Annotated in this window: 17 protein-coding genes; 4 read left to right on the forward strand and 13 right to left on the reverse strand. The window is 48.0% G+C overall.

Features of this window, described 5'->3' with window-relative positions; translation table 11 throughout:
• Window positions 1–88: 88 nt before the first annotated feature.
• On the forward strand, window positions 89–382 hold the full coding sequence (locus tag G3M70_12565) for a 2-nitropropane dioxygenase (GenBank protein QPJ62661.1): 294 nt from the start codon (window positions 89–91) through the stop codon (window positions 380–382).
• Here G3M70_12565 and G3M70_12570 read toward each other — a convergent pair.
• A complete protein-coding gene (locus tag G3M70_12570) occupies window positions 379–1,155 on the reverse strand; it encodes an MBL fold metallo-hydrolase (GenBank protein QPJ62662.1) in 777 nt (258 codons plus the stop codon). The two genes, G3M70_12565 and G3M70_12570, sit on opposite strands and share 4 nt — an antisense overlap.
• A gap of 345 nt (window positions 1,156–1,500) precedes the next feature.
• Here G3M70_12570 and G3M70_12575 point away from each other — a divergent pair, with 345 nt between their 5' ends.
• The 3 genes from G3M70_12575 to G3M70_12585 all read left to right on the forward strand — a co-directional run bounded on the left by G3M70_12575 (window position 1,501) and on the right by G3M70_12585 (window position 3,516).
• The gene (locus G3M70_12575; GenBank protein QPJ62663.1) at window positions 1,501–2,088 is read left to right on the forward strand and encodes a peroxiredoxin; all 588 of its coding nucleotides are present in this window, start codon (window positions 1,501–1,503) and stop codon (window positions 2,086–2,088) included.
• A 78-nt stretch (window positions 2,089–2,166) separates the two neighbouring features.
• Window positions 2,167–2,925, forward strand: coding sequence for a 5'/3'-nucleotidase SurE (surE, locus tag G3M70_12580; GenBank protein QPJ62664.1), 759 nt, complete (start codon window positions 2,167–2,169; stop codon window positions 2,923–2,925).
• 57 nt (window positions 2,926–2,982) lie between these two features.
• Entirely contained in the window at window positions 2,983–3,516 is a 534-nt protein-coding gene (locus tag G3M70_12585; protein QPJ62665.1) for a dihydrofolate reductase, read from the forward strand.
• 108 nt (window positions 3,517–3,624) lie between these two features.
• Here G3M70_12585 and pnp read toward each other — a convergent pair whose 3' ends face one another.
• From pnp to rseP, 12 genes are all read right to left on the reverse strand, one after another.
• On the reverse strand, window positions 3,625–5,730 hold the full coding sequence (pnp, locus tag G3M70_12590; GenBank protein ID QPJ62666.1) for a polyribonucleotide nucleotidyltransferase: 2,106 nt from the start codon (window positions 5,728–5,730) through the stop codon (window positions 3,625–3,627).
• 20 nt (window positions 5,731–5,750) lie between these two features.
• Entirely contained in the window at window positions 5,751–6,020 is a 270-nt protein-coding gene (rpsO, locus tag G3M70_12595) for a 30S ribosomal protein S15 (GenBank protein QPJ62667.1), read from the reverse strand.
• A 131-nt stretch (window positions 6,021–6,151) separates the two neighbouring features.
• Entirely contained in the window at window positions 6,152–7,099 is a 948-nt protein-coding gene (truB, locus tag G3M70_12600) for a tRNA pseudouridine(55) synthase TruB (protein QPJ62668.1), read from the reverse strand.
• Window positions 7,080–7,424, reverse strand: coding sequence for a 30S ribosome-binding factor RbfA (rbfA, locus tag G3M70_12605; protein ID QPJ62669.1), 345 nt, complete (start codon window positions 7,422–7,424; stop codon window positions 7,080–7,082). The genes truB and rbfA overlap by 20 nt, the downstream gene beginning before the upstream one ends.
• Window positions 7,425–7,450: 26 nt before the next feature.
• Complete coding sequence (locus G3M70_12610) at window positions 7,451–7,753, reverse strand: DUF503 domain-containing protein (protein ID QPJ62670.1); 303 nt, start codon at window positions 7,751–7,753, stop codon at window positions 7,451–7,453.
• Window positions 7,750–10,233 (reverse strand): translation initiation factor IF-2, encoded by a 2,484-nt coding sequence (infB, locus tag G3M70_12615; GenBank protein ID QPJ62671.1) that lies wholly within the window; start codon window positions 10,231–10,233, stop codon window positions 7,750–7,752. Before infB ends, G3M70_12610 begins: the two co-directional genes overlap by 4 nt.
• Before the next feature lie 17 nt (window positions 10,234–10,250).
• Window positions 10,251–11,942, reverse strand: coding sequence for a transcription termination/antitermination protein NusA (gene nusA / locus G3M70_12620; protein ID QPJ62672.1), 1,692 nt, complete (start codon window positions 11,940–11,942; stop codon window positions 10,251–10,253).
• Between the two features lie 3 nt (window positions 11,943–11,945).
• Complete coding sequence (locus tag G3M70_12625) at window positions 11,946–12,407, reverse strand: ribosome maturation factor RimP (protein ID QPJ62673.1); 462 nt, start codon at window positions 12,405–12,407, stop codon at window positions 11,946–11,948.
• Between the two features lie 185 nt (window positions 12,408–12,592).
• Window positions 12,593–14,302, reverse strand: a complete 1,710-nt coding sequence (locus G3M70_12630) for a proline--tRNA ligase (protein ID QPJ62674.1) — start codon at window positions 14,300–14,302, stop codon at window positions 12,593–12,595.
• 44 nt (window positions 14,303–14,346) lie between these two features.
• A complete protein-coding gene (aepX, locus tag G3M70_12635) occupies window positions 14,347–16,107 on the reverse strand; it encodes a phosphoenolpyruvate mutase (GenBank protein ID QPJ62675.1) in 1,761 nt (586 codons plus the stop codon).
• A gap of 91 nt (window positions 16,108–16,198) precedes the next feature.
• Complete coding sequence (locus G3M70_12640) at window positions 16,199–16,483, reverse strand: hypothetical protein (protein ID QPJ62676.1); 285 nt, start codon at window positions 16,481–16,483, stop codon at window positions 16,199–16,201.
• Window positions 16,484–16,491: 8 nt separating this feature from the next.
• A complete protein-coding gene (gene rseP / locus G3M70_12645) occupies window positions 16,492–17,859 on the reverse strand; it encodes an RIP metalloprotease RseP (GenBank protein QPJ62677.1) in 1,368 nt (455 codons plus the stop codon).
• Between the last annotated feature and the right edge of the window lie 8 nt (window positions 17,860–17,867).

Raw genomic sequence — 17,867 nt, forward strand, 5'->3', positions numbered from 1 at the left:
GGCATAAATTGCCTGCCAATTGTTTTGGATCTATTGAGAGCATGAGGTAAACCTGTTTGATCTGTAGAGACTCTTTTAAGGATGCAAAATGAGTAAAGGAAAACTGGAAGTCGTTTGTCCCTGTTGCGATGCCAAGTTGAAAGTCGATAAAAAGACCGGTGAGGTGCTTTGGAAAGAGGAAAAACAAAAAGAGCACCAGTCATTTTCGGAAATGCTAAAGGGGTACGAGAATCATAAAAAAGAAAGCGAAGGGCAATTCAAGAAACAAAACAGCCTTCAAAAAGAACGCTCCCGCCTTCTCGACGAAATGTTCAATGAGGCTCAGAAAAAGGTTGATAAAACTTCGACCGACAAGCCGTTGAGAGATTTTGATCTCGACTAACTGTTATCACCCAGATTGATTTCCATCCCATCAAAAGCCAGTTCCACATTGTCAGGGAGTGTGGCGTTTACCGTGTCATGATCAAACTGATGGTTAATATGCGTGAGGTAAGCCCGTTTGGGTTTCAGTTGTTCAATGGCTTCAAGTGATTGACTCAGACAAAAATGAGTTGGGTGTGACTTGAACCCGAGTGCATTGATGATCAGAATTTCCAATCCTTGCAGAGCCTCCATTGTGGGTTCAGGAATTCCACTGCAATCGGTGAGATATGCGGCGTCTTCAATGCGGAAGCTTTTTATCATCATGCTTCCATGCTCAACATCCAATGGAAGGATTGATAGCCCACCTAGTTCAAGTGGGGCACCATCAATTTCAACCGGGTCCACCTGGGACACACCGCCCCCTTCGGCTTTTCCATTTGAAAAAATATATTGGAAGCTGCTTTTAAGTTGAGCCAGAGTAGAAGCGCTGGCATAGAGAGGGGTCCGTGTTTTGTTGAAATAGTTAAAGCACCTTAACTCGTCAATGCCGTTGACGTGATCCGCATGGTGATGGGTGTAAAGAACGGCATCAAGACGGGTGATGTTGTTTTTCAGGCATTGCTGGCGCAGGTCGCTGGAAGTGTCAATAAGCAGATGGTAATCCCCGTTTCGAATCAGGATGGAGGACCTCAGGCGCTTGTTTTTCCAATGATTGGATTGGCATACCTCACAGGGGCAGCAAAGAGTGGGCACTCCTGTGGAAGTACCGGTTCCAAGAAAGAGTATGTTCATGAATACAGCCCCGGAAGGCCTGTTTTTATGGAGGAAGCCAAGGTAATTCTCCGGAATTCTGAGCAAAATAGGTAATAAAAGGGGGAAACGCTGTGGGGCTGAGGTTGGTTCATTTTTTGAATCTTTGGGCTTGAGATGCCATCTAAATGACTCTATGATTGAGGAAATCCAGGCTTTAAATCATTGTACGAATGCCGGGAAAACCTGTCAAGAAACCCCTTTACTCAATACTTGAATAAGTTTTGGGGAACGGAACTGCCAGAGTCTGAGTGAATAGAATACTCTGGGTTTCCGGTTTTCCCTTTGGTCCATTTTCTAATGTTTTTAATTTTGAAGGAGTGAACAATGCCAACCTTAGTATCCAAACCTGCACCGGATTTTTCAGCTCAAGCCGTAATGCCTGATGGCAGTTTTAAAGAGCTTAAGCTTTCAGACTATAAAGGAAAGTACGTTGTCCTGTTTTTCTATCCGCTGGACTTTACCTTCGTGTGCCCGACGGAAATTGTACAGTTTTCAGAACAGGTGAAGGACTTCGAATCTCGTAATACTCAGGTGATCGGTGTTTCAATCGACAGTCATTTTTCCCATCTTGCCTGGAGGAATACCGACCGGAAGAAGGGTGGATTGGGTCAGATTGATTACCCGCTGGTAGCAGATCTGGATAAAAACATCAGCCGTGCCTACGATGTTCTGGCTGATGGTGGAATTGCTTTTCGCGGCCTGTTCCTGATTGACAAGGAAGGGATCGTTCAGCATCAATTGGTTAATAACCTGCCGCTCGGACGTAATATTGACGAAGCGCTTCGAATGGTAGACAGTCTGCAGCATTTTGAAAACAATGGTGAGGTTTGCCCGGCAAACTGGTCCAAGGGTAAAGACGCCATGAAACCTGACCCTGTAGGTTCTCAGGATTATTTTGAAAAGAACAACTAAGCGAATTTTTTTATAGGGTTCTGATTTCCCTGAACTGGAAAGAGGCGGGACCTTGTGGTCCCGCCTTTTTTATTTATTATGATACTACTGACCAACGACGATGGATTTAACGCCCCGGGGCTCCGCGCTGTATGGGAAGCCTTGTCCCCCGAATGCGAAGCAATCATCATTGCCCCGGAAACGGAACAAAGTGCGGTGGGCCACGCCATTACCCTGGCAACTCCACTTAAAGTAAAAGAGATGAAGGAGGATGGACACTTGCTGGGTTACGCGGTTTCTGGAACCCCTGCCGATTGTGTCAAAATAGCCATTACTGAACTGCTTCCCGAGCCTCCAGAACTTGTGATCTCCGGTGTGAACCAGGGGAGTAATATGGGGTCCTGCGTTATTTATTCCGGGACCGTTTCAGCAGCAACGGAGGCCGCGATCATGGGAGTCCCCTCCATAGCGGTTTCCCTTAATTCCTGGGAGAGTAAGGAATTTTCAATTGCGGCAGAATTTATCCGTCAGATTTACCCAATGGTTCTTAAGAGGGGGTTGCCGGAGGGAGTCGCGCTGAATATCAACGTCCCTGCAATTCCAAAAGAGCAGATAAAAGGTGTGGTGGTGACGCGGCAGGGACAGTCACGTGTGATCGAAGCGTTCGATAAAAGAATCGATCCCCGCAACAATATATATTACTGGTTGGCCGGGGAAATGACCTTTTCGGATGCCGAGGGCGGCACTGACTGTGAAGCTGTTGAAAGTGGTTATATCTCCATTACCCCTATCCATTGCGATCTCACCCGGCACGATTTACTGGACGACCTCGGTTCCTGGAACCTGGCTTTCGAATAGGAAAATTTTAGATTGGTTTAAAGGAAGGTTTTTCACTATTTTGAATGGGAGTACTGTGTGGCAAATGTTATTTATATTGGGGTGAGTCTGGATGGCTATATTGCAACACCTGATGGCGGATTAGACTGGCTGAATGAAACTCCAAACCCTGATCAGAGCGATTATGGTTGGGGTGAGTTTATGAGTGGTGTCGATGCAATTCTTATGGGCCGAAACACTTTTGAGAAAGTAGTTTCTATTGGAGAATGGCCCTATGAAAAACCGGTATTTGTAATCAGCGCGACTCTGAAAGAAATTTCAGCAGAAAGTTTGAGTAGAAGAGTAAAACTGATAAAGGGTGAACCATTAGCGGTGGTTGAAGAGTTGAATCATCGGGGATACAAGAATTTATATATAGATGGCGGTATTACCATACAAAGGTTTTTGGCTAGTGACTTAATCGATGAAATGATCATAACGCGAATACCCGTGGTGCTTGGCGGTGGCTACCCATTATTTGGTAAATTGGCCGAACCCTTGAAATTCAAACACGCTAAGACTGATGTATTGAACAATGCCTTGGTAAAGAGTCATTACCATAGGAAACGTTAACCTTTATCTGTTTATCGTCTGGTTGTGATTGTTCAAAGCCCAAATAAAAAGGCGCAGAGTCCAAAGACCCTGCGCCCATTTTTTACTAGATACTTTTTATTGTGAAGATCAGGCCTGTGCTGCCGCGGCTTCGTCGCGCATAGCCTCTTTCCGGCTGAGCTTCACCTTGCCGTTGCGGTCTACGTCGATGACTTTGACAACAATTTCGTCGCCTTCAGAAATTTCGTCGTTGACCTTCTGAATACGTCGGTCGCAGATTTGTGAAATATGCACCAGTCCGTCGGTACCCGGTAAAATTTCAACAAAGGCACCGAAGTCCATAATCTTTTTCACCTTGCCCAGGTAAATTTTTCCAACTTCCACTTCCTGAACAAGATCTTCGATGTATTTTTGTGCTTTTTCAGAAGCTTCCTGATCCGCGGAAGCGATGGTGACCTTACCGCTGTCTTCAATGTCGATAGCAACACCGGTTTTCTCGATGATCTCGCGAATGACTTTGCCGCCCGGTCCAATGACGTCGCGGATTTTATCAGTCGGAATTTTCATCGTGGTGACGCGCGGTGCGTACTTGGACATCTCGGTGCGTGGAGCATCCAGCGCCTTGGCCATTTCACCTAAAATATGCAGCCGTCCTTCTTTAGCCTGCTGAAGGGCGGATGCCATGATTTCCTTGCTGAGGCCTGAGACTTTGATGTCCATCTGCAAAGCCGTGATGCCCTTTTCTGTGCCGGTGACTTTGAAGTCCATGTCACCCAGGTGATCCTCACTGCCGAGAATGTCAGACAGGATAGCAATTCGGTCGCCTTCCTTGATCATTCCCATGGCGATTCCCGCAACAGGGGCTTTTAAAGGAACACCGGCATCCATCATGGAAAGAGAACCGCCGCAAACCGATGCCATAGAAGATGATCCATTGGATTCCAGAATTTCAGAAACAATCCGGATCGTGTAGGGGAATTCTTCCTTGGATGGAATCATGGAAGACAAAGCCCTTTCAGCCAGCATGCCGTGTCCAATTTCGCGACGGCCTGGTCCAGAGATGAATTTCACCTCACCAGTACAAAACGCCGGGAAATTGTAGTGCAGGAGAAAGGATTTACTTCCTTTGAAATCCAGGTTGTCGATACGTTGCTCATCAGAAGTTGTTCCGAGAGTTGTGGTTACGAGAGCCTGGGTTTCACCGCGTGTAAAGACTGCCGAACCATGGGTTCGGGGCAGTGGTCCGATCTGGCAGGAGATGGGGCGAATGTCGGTCAGTCCCCGGCCATCAACGCGGCCCTTGGTTTCCAGGATCTGTTCGCGAACCAGCTCGTACTCCAGATCGTGGAACAACGATTTGATCTCAGCTTTGATGTCATCATCGCCCTCTGGGTTGAGAGATTCTTTCAACTCGTCCTTGATGGCGTCGATAGCATCCTGTCTCTCATGTTTGCCCGGAATTTTAAGGGCTTCTTCCAGTTTGGATCGCCCCATTTCCGTTACTTTGGCTTTGAGTTCTTCGTTGACCTCAGCTTCGGGAATCTCAATTTTTTCTTTACCAAGTTTGGCGCGAAGCTCATGCTGTAGCTCCACAAGTTTTTTGATCCTCTCATGTCCAAATTCCAGAGCGGCGAGCATATCGTCTTCGTTCAATTCGTTCGCTCCGGCTTCCACCATAACGATGGCGTCTGCAGATCCGGCCATAACGAGGTTGAGATCGCTGTTTGGAAGTTCCTCAATGGTTGGATTAAAAACCAGGTTTCCGTCGATACGACCGATGCGTGCTCCCGCAATTGGGTTGGAAAACGGTATGTCTGATACAAACAGGGCAGCGGATGCGCCGGTTAGTGCGATCACATCCGGTTGATGTTCCTGGTCGTGGGAAACCACAAAACAAACGACCTGGGTTTCGTTTTTAAATTCTTTTGGAAACAGCGGGCGGATAGGGCGGTCAATCAACCGGCAGGTCAATGTTTCACTGTCGGAAGGACGTGCCTCGCGTTTCAGGTAGCCTCCGGGGAGTCTCCCGGCAGCATACGTTTTTTCTCTAAAATCCACGGTGAGTGGGAAAAAATCGATTCCCTCTCGTGCCTGGTTTGCCATGGTCGCAGCGACGAGGACCATTGTATCGCCTTGTCTTACCATTACGGACCCATTAGCCTGTTTGGCCAGGTAGCCCGATTGTAGCGATATGGTCTTGCCGTCTATTACGACTTCGACTTTTTCTTCTTGCATTCAATTATCTCCAGTCAAAATTAGCGTCTGATTCCGAGCTGTTGGATGATCGCCTGATAACGATTCAGGTCTTCCCTCTTGAGGTAGTCCAGCAGTTTTCTCCGCCGGTTTACAATCTTGATCAAGCCTCTACGGGAATGATGATCTTTCTTGTGTTCTTTAAAATGCTCGGTAAGGTAATTCAGCCGTTCAGTTAAGAGTGCAATTTGCACTTCAGAAGAACCAGTGTCAGCATCGCTGACACGGTTGTTAGTGATGATCTCGCTTTTTTTCTCCTTGGTGAGAGCCACTTGATAACCTCCAGTTTCTGATTAGTCGCAATCACCGGGTTGAAAATGTTTTCGCAGATCCGCTCTCTGGTTCGACAAGCTGCCGAACGGACCCGCGAAAACATTCCAACCAACCGATGCATTGCAGTTAATCATGGTTCGATAAATACTCGTTTAAGTTTAAATGCCACCTCATCCGGGCCCAACAGATCGAATTGTTTGGAATCGACCAGTGGTTCAGCAATAGCCATCAGGCCACCGGCAAACCGGGTGACACGGTAATAGTTTCCAGGGTTGATTTTTTCTGGAACCGCATCCAGAAAAGATTTCAAAATTGGTCTGCCATGAGTGACAGCCAACTCGCCTTCAGGTTTCACTCTGATTTCCGGGATGAACTGCAGGGCCTGGTCGGGTTCAACCAGTTTGTCTGTAAGGGTTCCATCGGCCCGGCTTTCGTCCAGATTTTCCAGTGTAATGGAGGAATTCTGGTCAAAAGGGCCTACTTTTTCCCGGACCAGGCGTGTCATATGTGCACCACACCCAAGCTTGACGCCCATGTCATGACATAGCGTCCGGATGTAGGTGCCTGCCGAACAATGGGCGCGAAACGTTACGCGGTTGCCCTCCATGCTTAAAAATTCGACCGAGTGCAGGCGGATGGACACCGGTTCACGTTTAACGGTGATTCCATTTCTTGCAAGTTTGTATAGTGGAACACCGTTTTTCTTTTTCGCGGAAAACATGGGAGGGACCTGTTGGGTGTCTCCTTCAAGATCTTTCATGACTTCCCGAACCTGCTGTTCGGTGATGTGTTGCCAGTCGCCTGTTTCAAGAACCTGCCCGTCGCAATCCTGAGTGTCTGTCGATTTGCCCAGTTCCATTTCAGCTAAATAAGTTTTGGGAAGTCGGGACATGAACTGAATGATCCGTGTTGCGCCGTTGAGGCAAACGGGAAGTACGCCTTCTGCGAGCGGGTCGAGTGTTCCAATGTGCCCGGCTTTTGTTGCTGAGACACAATTCTGGACTCGACGCACCAGGGCGAAGGATGTTGGTCCGGAAGGCTTGTACAAATTGACGACTTTATTCAGGGTGGATTTCATTGAGCAACCGTGAAATATTCTGGGCGTTTTCCGCTGTCTCGTCGAGTTGAAAATTCAGTTCGGGGACGTATCGCAGGTTCAGATTTTTCCCAAGCCATGACCGGATAAAACCGCGAGCGCTTTGAAGTCCTTCCAGCGTGTCTCGCTTCTGGGTCTCGTCGCCAATGATGCTGACAAACACACGGGCGAATTTGAGGTTGTCGGTCAGGTTCACTCCAGTCAGGGTGGCAAACCCGATTCGCGGGTCCTTCAACTCGAACTGGATCAGCTTGGAGATTTCTTCCAGCAGTAATTCCTGCACTCTTTTGGAACGTTTGTATTTCATGATTTCTGGCTACGATCATTTCCGTATTACTGGTACTCATGACCCACATGGATCAGTTCAAATTTACAATCAGTCATTTCCGCAAGTTGCAGTTTGTCGAGATATTCGACGACCTGCTTGATTTGCCCGTCAATATACTGCGGGTCGGGCCCCACTGCGGCGATACCAAGTTCAATACTTTGCCAGATATCGTTGTCACCCGTTTCAGCTATGGATACGTTGAATTTGCTGCGTACCCTGTCTTTCATGGATGAAACCACCTTGCGTTTCCCTTTAAGGGAATTGTTTCCATGCAGGTGGAATTTTATCTGGCAACAGCCGATCTTCACGATGTGGTTCCTGCCGAAGCCTCCAGGGTCGTGCTGATTTCTTCAACCTGATAGGGCTCCACAAAATCGCCCGGTTTGACATCAGGAAACTTTTCAAACATCAGGCCGCATTCGTAACCCGATGCAACTTCTTTAACATCGTCTTTAAAACGCCGAAGCGAACCAATTTTTCCGTCGTGAATCACAACACTGTCTCGAATGAGTCGAGCCTTGCTGTTACGTTCGACTTGTCCAGACAGGACGTAACAGCCAGCGACCGTTCCGAGTTTTGGAATATTAAAAATTTCACGAATCTCAACGCGTCCGGTGATTTGCTCTTTAAACGTTGGTGCGAGCATCCCTTCCATTGCGGCTTTCATGTCGTTGATGGCATCATAGATGACACTGTACAGACGGACGTCTACATTTTCCCGTTCAGCCAGAGCCTTCGCTTTTTCTGTCGGGCGGATGTTGAAACCAATCACGAAAGCATTGGAAGCAGTTGCCAGAAGAATATCTGATTCTGTGATTCCTCCAACGGCACCATGAATTATCTTGACGCGCACTTGCCTTGTTTCCAGTTTTGAAGCGGCTTCCTTGACAGCTTCGATGGAACCTTGAACATCTGCCTTGATGATGAGATTGAGCTCCTGTATTTCTCCATCTTCGATCTGTTGATGCAGGTCTTCCAGTGTGATGCGAGGTTTCTTCGATAGCTGGTGCTCCCGATCCCGTTGCAGCCTGGCAGAGCTGAGCTGGCGCGCCTTGCGCTCATCATTGACTACCATCATTCGATCGCCGGGTTCTGGGACATCTGGTAACCCGATGACTTCAACCGGCATGGCGAGTGTGGCTTTGGTGATATTGCGCCCCTGATCGTTTGTAAGAGCCCGGACTTTCCCGAAATAGTTTCCAACGATAAAGGGGTCCCCTATTTTTAATTCCCCTCTTTCAATAATGACCGTTGCCACAGGCCCGCGCCCCTTGTCGAGGTGCGATTCAATCACAACCGCTCGGCCGCGCATTTTCGGGTTGGCCTTGATTTCAAGAATTTCTGCCTGCAAGAGAAGTAATTCCAAAAGGTGATCGAGCCCTTCACCGGTCATTGCCGAAACCTGGGTGAAGATGGTTTGTCCGCCCCAGTCTTCAGGCAATAAGCCGTAATCCGCTAATTGTTTTTTGACCTCGTCCGGCTTGGCGTCGGGTTTGTCTATTTTATTGATGGCCACCACAATAGGAACGTTTGCAGCCCGGGCGTGGTCGATAGCCTCTTTAGTCTGAGGTTTCATACCATCGTCTGCAGCCACAACCAGAACAACGATATCCGTTACCTGCGCACCACGAGCTCGCATTCCGGTGAACGCTTCATGACCCGGTGTATCAAGAAAGGTGAGTGATTGTTTGTTTACCTTGACCTGATAGGCACCGATGTGCTGGGTGATCCCTCCGTGTTCGGTATCGGTGACACTGGTTTTTCGAATTGAATCCAGGAGAGAAGTTTTACCATGGTCCACATGGCCCATGATGGTCACAATGGGGGGCCTTGGAATCCGGTCACCTTCCTTGTCATCTTCGGTCTCTTCAAAATCAAGTTCAGACTCAGGAGTGATGACCTCAACTTCAAATCCGCGTTGGTCGGCTATTTTTGAGGAGATATCTATGTCCAGGCTCTGGTTGATAGTAGCCAGGATGCCCATCAACATCAAGTCCTTGATGATTTCATTAGGAGAGCATTTTAAGGCCTCAGCTAAATCCCGCAGTGACATGTCGTCGGATAACTGGACGGTTTCGAAACCTTCAGTTTCAGTTTCCTGTTTCGGTTCAGGTTTGGATTCTTTTTCTTTTTTAGCCCGTCGAGCTTCTCGATTTGATTTTTCTTTTTGGAGGTCTTTTGCTTTCTTTTCTTTTGCAGCCTTTTCGGCGGCAGCTTTTTCTTTTGCGGCCTTTTCCTGGGCTTCCAATTCCTCTTTCTTAACTATTTTCAGCCCAAGTTTTCTTCCTGGCTTGGATTTGGAAATGTCAGCTTCTACCTTTTTGGTTTCCTGTTTTTTTACAGGTTTGGCGTCTGACTTGGGAGTGACTTTGGGTTTTTTTGTTGCAACCGGTTCTGCAACGGCTTTTTTGGTGGTAGCGGGTTTCTTTTCATCAGTGCCAGCTTTGGCAACCGTTGCCTTTTTGGTAGTACCCGTATCCGCTTTTTTAGCCTTGGGAGTTGCTTTGGCCGTAGATTTTGCGGTAGCTTTTGTGGTCGCCTTGGTGGTTGTTTTCGCCTTGGCTTTTGCTTTGGTTTTCGCCTTGGCTTTTGTTTTGGCTTTTGCCTTCGCTTTCGGCTTTGTTTTTGGTTCAGGCGAAAATACTTCCCTTATGTGGTTTGCGGCCTCCTCATCAATGGAGCTCATGTAATTCTTGACAGGGATGTCCTGCTTTTTCAGCTCATCAATGATGAGATCGTTCTGGATGTCAAGCTCCAGAGCCAGTTTGTTAATACGAATTTTAGGCAATCGACAACCTTTCGACGCTACGCGTTCTCAAAATTTTCCATGTGTGTTTTCGCCAACTCCAACACCTGCTGGGCGGCTTCCGCTTCAACTCCTTCGATGGCCAGGAGCTCTTCCACGGGGGTGACAGAAAGTTCGGCAATAGTCTGAAACCCATTATTCATCAGAAGCTCAACCAGCACCGGATCAGCTCCTGGTAAATCACTCACCGGAGGATCTTGATCCTCTTCTTCAGCCCCATCATCAGGTTCTTCTGAACCTGGTTTTTCTTCCGGAATATCTGGTAATCCACTGGCTTCCAGCTCTGCACCTGCAGCAGCCATTGCTGAATCAAACAGAGACCCGGTGTCCGTGGTCAGGGAAGGTGCTGTGTAAACCAGTGAGTCGTCCTGTTTAGGTGGTGGACTTTTAACCTCTGTGGTTTCTGGTGGGGCTTCCTCTGGTTTGTTATCCTGGGCGAATTCAAAAATGGCTTCAGCTTTTTTGGGTCCAATACCTGGTAATTCCTTGAGGCCATCCGCTCCCATTTCCAGAATTTGTTCAACGTTCACAACATTCTGGGCAAATAAAATTGAAACTACTTTTTCTCCGAAACCTTTTGCATCTTTTAACAATGTTAAAAAGTCTTCGCTCGTATCGGCTGCTTTGTTCGAAAGGAAGGCTTCAGCAAAATTAAGCCCCACACTTTCAGACTCACCCTTGATGTCAATTTTCCATTTGACCAGCTTGGCCGCCAAGCGAACATTTTGCCCTTTTTTCCCAATAGCCAATGACATTTGATCATCGGCAACAATGATGGTCATGGTTTTGTTGTCACGATCCATCATGATGCGGGAGATTTTTGCAGGGCTCAGGGCATTGCGGATGAACAGTTCAGGATCTTCCGAGTACTCCACGATATCTATCTTTTCGCCCCGAAGTTCTTGAACAATGGATTGTACTCGCATACCCCGCATTCCAACACAGGCACCCACCGCATCGATTTCGCGGTCGGTTGAGCGGACGGCAATCTTGGTGCGGCCGTTGGGTTCGCGAACGATACCCATGATCTCAACCATGCCTTCACCGATTTCAGGAACTTCCAGTTCAAATAGTCTTTTGATCAAACCGACGTGGGTGCGGGACAAAATAACCAGCGCATTTTTACTCGTTTTTCGAACGTCCAAAACAAAAGCGCGTATCCGCTCTCCCCGGTTAAAGGATTCCCGAAACACCTGCTCGCGCCTTGGCAGTATTCCTTCAGCCTTGCCGAGGTCGACGATAATATCTCCATGTTCCATTCGCTGGACGATCCCATTCAGGATGTCGCCTTTCTTGTTTTTGTATTCGTTATGAACGATTTCAATTTCTGCTTCGCGCAATCTTTGCAATATCACCTGTTTGGCCAGCTGCGCTGCGATGCGCCCCAGGTTTTCCAATTCCAGTGCGGCCAGGACTTTTTCTCCCAGTTCAGCCTCGGGTACCAGCTTGACAGCATCTTCGAGGCTGATTTCCTGTTCTGGGTCCCGGACCGTTTCCACCACTGTTTTTTCGGTAAGAATCTGGACCTCTCCGGTTCCAGTATCAAAACTTCCTTTTAGAGTTTCAATATGAGGGAATCTTTTTCTACCAGCCGCCTCAACTGCTGTTTTTAGGGCCTCGATCAAAGTGTCCCGATCGATGCCCTTTTCGCGGCAGAGGATGTCAATGTTATTTAGAATTTCAAGGTTCATTCGTTATATCTCTATTTCCAGTTTGGCCTTCGCAATGTTATCCAGGGGAATCTCCAATGGGACCCCCTGTGATTCCAGAAATAACACACCTTCCCGGAAATCTTTGATGGTTCCCTGAAAATTTCTTCGGGTATCTATGGGGGCAAAGGTGTTTAGCTGGATTCGCCGCTCTTTATATTTGATGAAATCCTGTTCTTTCTTCAGAGGACGATCCAGTCCCGGAGAGGAAACTTCAAGGCAATAGGCATTGGGTATCAGGTCGTCAATATCGATAAGGTCTCCAACCTGATGGCTCACCATGGTGCAATCGTTAACGGTGATACCGCCTTCTTTGTCAATAAATATTCTTAGGACCCAGCCCTTTCCCTCCCGCCTGTATTCTATGTCCACCAGTTCTAACCCGAGATCTTTGAGAACAGGGAGGACTAAACTTTCAACTGTTTGTACTACGGAACCTTTTTGCATGGACAGCCCCAAGGGGCGCCATTGTTAATTTTTGAGGCGAAATTGGGGGGCGCCCCGCCCGCATTGGCAAGCCCCAAAAAAAAAGCGGGCTAAAGCCCGCATCCGCAGACCTGCTTATTTTGTGGAAATTCTACCGGAACCCAGTCCCGGTTTCAAGGAAAAAGGAGGTTAATCTAAATCCTTAATTACAAAGCTTTTATCAGGCCTGCCAGTTGGTCTAACTGGTCTGGAAAAGGCAAGGATTGGGATTCGCCTGATTTTCTAAACTTAACTTCAAGGTTGCCAGCTTCCAGGTTTTTGGGGCCAATAACAATTTGCACGGGAATCCCTGTTAATTCTGCATCCTTGAGCTTGGCTCCAAGGCGATCAGATCGATCATCCAAAAGGGCTTCAACCCCGTTGTTTTTCAGGGTTTGATAGACTTTTTCGGCTGCTTCTTTAACGGGCTCAGAATTGAGGTTGACCGGGATTACGGATACTTGAAAAGGGGCCAGAGGTGTAGGCCAGATGATCCCGTTTTCGTCGTGGTTCTGCTCAATCGCTGCTGCCGCAGTACGCCCCACCCCAATACCATAACATCCCATTACAAAAGGTTGTTCTTTTCCATTGGGGTCCAGAAAGTTTGCTTTCAAGGCTTTACTGTATTTTGTGCCGAGGATGAATATATGGCCCACCTCAATCCCACGTCGGATCTGATAGTGCCCCTCGTCACAACGGGGGCAGGGGTCACCTTCAATCACTTCTCTCAAATCCAGTATTTCGGTTACTTTGATGTCACGGTCCAGTTGCACTCCGGTTAGATGGGTGTCCGGCTTATTAGCCCCCGTAACAAAATCATGCATCACACCGATCTCATGATCGGCGAAGATTTTCATATTCAGTCCAACAGGTCCCAAAAATCCGACAGGGAACCCGGTTTTCTCCACGATGGTTTTTTCATCAGCCGGATGCAGCCAGTCGCATCCGAGGTGATTTTTTAATTTGATTAAATTGAGCTGGCGGTCACCCCTCACCAGCCCGGCGACCAGTCCATCTTCATTTTCAAATACCAGCGTTTTGACAATATTCTCCGGACCCTTGTTAAGAAAACCCGAAACTTCCTCTACCGATTTTTTTCCGGGAGTAGGAACTTCTGTTAATTCAGCTGGTGATTCGGGTACGGTTTGTGGTGCAGGAGGTTTGAGTGCGGCTTTTTCAAGGTTGGATGCGTAATCGCAGTGGTTGCAAAAACCAACAGCATCTTCCCCGGAATCCGCCAGAACCATAAATTCGTGGGAAAAACTGCCCCCAATAGTTCCGGAGTCGGCTTCCACCATTTTAAACTCAAGGCCGCAACGCGTAAAAATGTTGGAGTAGGCCTGTTTCATATCCTCATAAGTTTTGCGCGTACTTTCTTCGTCGGCGTGGAAACTGTAGGCATCTTTCATCATGAATTCGCGGCCACGCATGACACCGAACCGTGGGCGCACTTCATCCCGAAACTTGGTCTGTATCTGGTACATTAACAACGGCAATTGCTTATAGGATTTAACATCGCGTCGGACAATGTCGGTGATAACTTCCTCATGAGTGGGGCCGTAACAGAACTCCCGATTATGGCGATCGTTGATACGTAACAGTTCTTTGCCATAAAAATCCCATCGCCCACTCTCTTTCCAGAGTTCCGCCGGTTGGATGCTGGGAAGAAACATTTCCAACCCACCAATCGCATTCATTTCTTCGCGGATGATTTGTTCGACTTTTTTCAACACGCGCTGACCCAGCGGTAATATAGAATAAACCCCTGATGCCAGTTGGCGGATCATACCCGCGCGGATCATGAGTTGGTGGCTGATCACTTCTGCATCAGCGGGAGGTTGTTTGAGGGTCGGGATGAACATTTGTGAATAACGCATCGGAAAATTCCGTTAATTGAGTTGATGTGGGTATTCGGGATGGATCAGGAAGTGGCGACTTGCTGGGGCTTCTGAGCAGGGAATAACTGATTGGCCAACTCGATATCTTCAGGCAGGTGAACCTCCAGCCAGCCTTTGTGGATTTCAAGATAGTGCACACTGAATCCTCGCTCGATCATTTCCTGAATGAGGTCGGTGAAGCGGAATTTTGACATGTTTTCCGCCTCCTGGATGCCACCTTGAAAATTCCGTGCGCAATCTTCATAGGTCTGCAGGAGTTGCTCGACTCCTGTTGCTGAAAATTTTGCCAGGCCGATGAACTCATGAGTCGCCGTGGCCGGATCTATCTTTTTGCTGATTTGGGCGATGGTTCTCTGGAAGTCAAAATTTATATTGCGTCGTAATTTTTGTTTTTGATTGGCGCCGATAACATAGTCGTGAATTTTGCCGGGCACCGGTCCGTGATATTGGATGGAGTTGTCGACCACCAGTACGATATCTTCCTTGCGATCCATCAGCTTTTTGATGATGTCGAATTCAACGAGAATATCTGAGTAGAGCAGAGCAAACCCATTGGTCATTTTTTCGCGTGCACACAGCATGCTGTGAACTTCTGAGCCTTGTCGATAGTCCGGGTTATGCACAAAGTTGATACCTTCAGCAGACATTTTATCCGCCGCAAACCCGGTAACTACGGTGATGTCGTTCAGGCCATTGACATTGAGTGCCTTAACCTGCCGGTTGAGAAGAGTTTTTCCTGCTATGTCCAGCATGGCAAGAGGACAGTCGGTCGCCATGGAACCTAAGCTTGATGTGTCGCCTGCAGCCGGAATGATCACGTGGATGTTTTTATTAGACTCAGACAGTTTGTCTTTTTCTGTGACAGCAAGAAATCCCACGGCACGAAAGATGTCTTTTACCGGAGCGCATAATGCATCGGCTTCAAGACTGCGCTGATTGGAAAGGATACTTTGTGCCGTCTGGATCATCGATTTGTAAGCGGAACGAAGCAGGTGGTTTGCGTGGATCACCACATTGAAGCCGGCGGCTTTCAATTCATCTTCCTGAATACTGTTGTAGGTTGTTGGCACGCACACCAGGGGGCGTTGGATGCCGAGACGCTTTTGCAGTTCTTTGTAATGTTCGGCGAAACTCAGAATTTCAGTCGGATCCTTGGATTTGGAATGAACCATAATGCCGTCGACACCTGCTTCAAGATAAGTTTCCGCACGCATGAGGGCATCGCTCAATCCCATTCCGGCAATGAAACTTTCAAGACGCGCAATGATTAAAAAGTCCTGGGTCATCTGGACGGCCTTGCCGCGCTTGATTTTTGCCGCAAACAGATTGGGGGCTTCCAGGGTCTGGTTTGCTCCCGCCTCAAGACTGTTGCGCTTTGGGAATACCTTGTCTTCGATGATGACAGCAGACACTCCGGCTCTCTCCAGTTTGGAGACCATGTATTCAAAATTATTGGGATCCCCTCCCGTGTCACCATCAACGATCATGGGTTTGTGTGTGACTGCCAGAATTTCATTAATGGTGTGCAAGCGTGAATCAAAACTGATGACTTCAATATCCGGGTGACCCTTTCCCGCTGAATCGGTGAGGCTACTTTCCCAAATGGCATCAAACTCCATTACAACCTCTGTTTCACCAGATTGGCCTTCAACTTTGACCGTGTCGGCAATGATGCCACTGAGCCCGTTGTGGGCTTCGAGTGCTCGAACCAGATGGCCCTGGTTAATCAGTTGTTTTAATTTTCCACGTCTTTGTTCGGGAAGGATTTTATTTTGAAGGGTCATTAGAGTTAATTTCAGGTTGTTCCCACCGCCTTGCGGGGGGGAAGGTTAGTTTTCTTTGTCTTGTTTCTTTGTTTTGACCAGATTGTTTTTGTCAGGTCTCCGGGCGTTCAAGTCGATCACGGATCCAGGCTGCCAGGAAGATGGTTTCGAGGTCGAATTGTCGCAACGTTTCCAGCAGGACTTCAATTTGTTGCGCTGGTGGCAGAGTCCGGTCGAGCAAAATAATATCGCGCCCGTGGATCTTGCATAAGCCGCTTTTAGCTGGAAATTCAGGATCTGAAAGATCACTGAAAACGACCTCAATATTAAGCTTGTTTGCCGCGGTATGCAAATCTTCCAGACGGCGCTCAATGTCGATGTCCGGTGGGTCGGCCATACAGAAGGTCAATTCATGATGCGCGCGATGTCATTATAAAAGGCAAATACCATCAGTGAGAGTATCATGAACAAACCTACCTGGGCAGCGCGCTCACGGTTGCGCTCGCTTACAGGGCGGCCTTTCAGGATTTCGATCAGGAAAAAGAAAATGTGGCCGCCATCCAGAATCGGTATGGGAAGCAGGTTGATGAGTCCCAGATTGATGCTGAGCAATGCTGTCAAGCGTATGGTTTGCATAAACCCTTGCTGGGCCTGCTCTCCATAAACCTGAAAGATCAGGATTGGGCCTCCGATAGAATTCGAGGGCACGGAACCAAAAATCATTTTCTGGATGCTGATCGCGATGAGTTTGATCATTCCCCAGGTTTCTTCGAGAGAGCGGATGATAGCTCCAGGAAGGCTGTAAGACTGTTGCAGCATGTTGCCACCCAGGTTAAGCCCTATCAATCCTCTTTCAACAGAAAGCCCTTTTTCATCCTTTATTGTTTTGGGCTCAGGTGTGACTGGCAGATCCAATTGCTTGCCGTCGCGAATAACCGAGAAAATCAACTCCTGTCCCGGCTTGTCGATTGCTGTGGGAACCAGATCCTGGATTTCCCGGATAGGAACGCCATCCACTGCAACCAGGCGATCGTCTACTTTTAAACCTGCGGTGTCTGCTGCGGAACCTTTATCGACGTAGGTGATTAAGTTTCGCAGTGACCCGATTCCGATAAGTCCTACTTTTTTTTCATCACCTAATAGATCCGTTACTTTATCCACGACGGGGGTAATAGAAAGCGGGATCAGTGTGTTACTTCTGTCGATCATGAAATCAATCTTCTTGCCAGGTGAGTTATGGACAATATCCAAAAGCTCTTCCCAATACTGAATCTTTTTTCCATTGATCTCGACAATACGGTCGCCGGTTTTTATTCCTGCTGCGCTGGCGGGAAAATCTTCCTTTACATTGCCGACTGTGGTGTCCAGCGAGGGCACACCGGCGATATAAACCCCGGCAAAGATCAGGATGGCAAAAATAAAATTAAAAAGAGGACCGGCGAAGGCGATGGCGATTCGGTGCCCGACCTTGGCGTGATGAAAAGACCCTGTGGTATCTTCTAGTTCTTCATTCGGGTCTTCTCCCTTCATTTTCACATAACCGCCAAGAGGAATTGCCGCGATTAGGTATTCGGTCCCTCCCTTTGTGAAACCGACTAATTTGGGGCCGAAGCCAAGCGCAAACTTTTCCACGATTACCCCGTAGCGCCGGGCAACCAGAAAATGCCCCAACTCATGGACGAATATGAGTGCAGCCAGTCCGGCTAAAAACGCACCCATGCGCAACCCGAAATCGAGCAGAGTGTCCAGAGGGAATAGCGAAAGTTCAGTCATGATTGTGG

The organism is Candidatus Nitronauta litoralis, from assembly GCA_015698285.1.
In the GTDB taxonomy this organism is placed as follows: Bacteria; Nitrospinota; Nitrospinia; order Nitrospinales; family Nitrospinaceae; genus Nitronauta; species Nitronauta litoralis.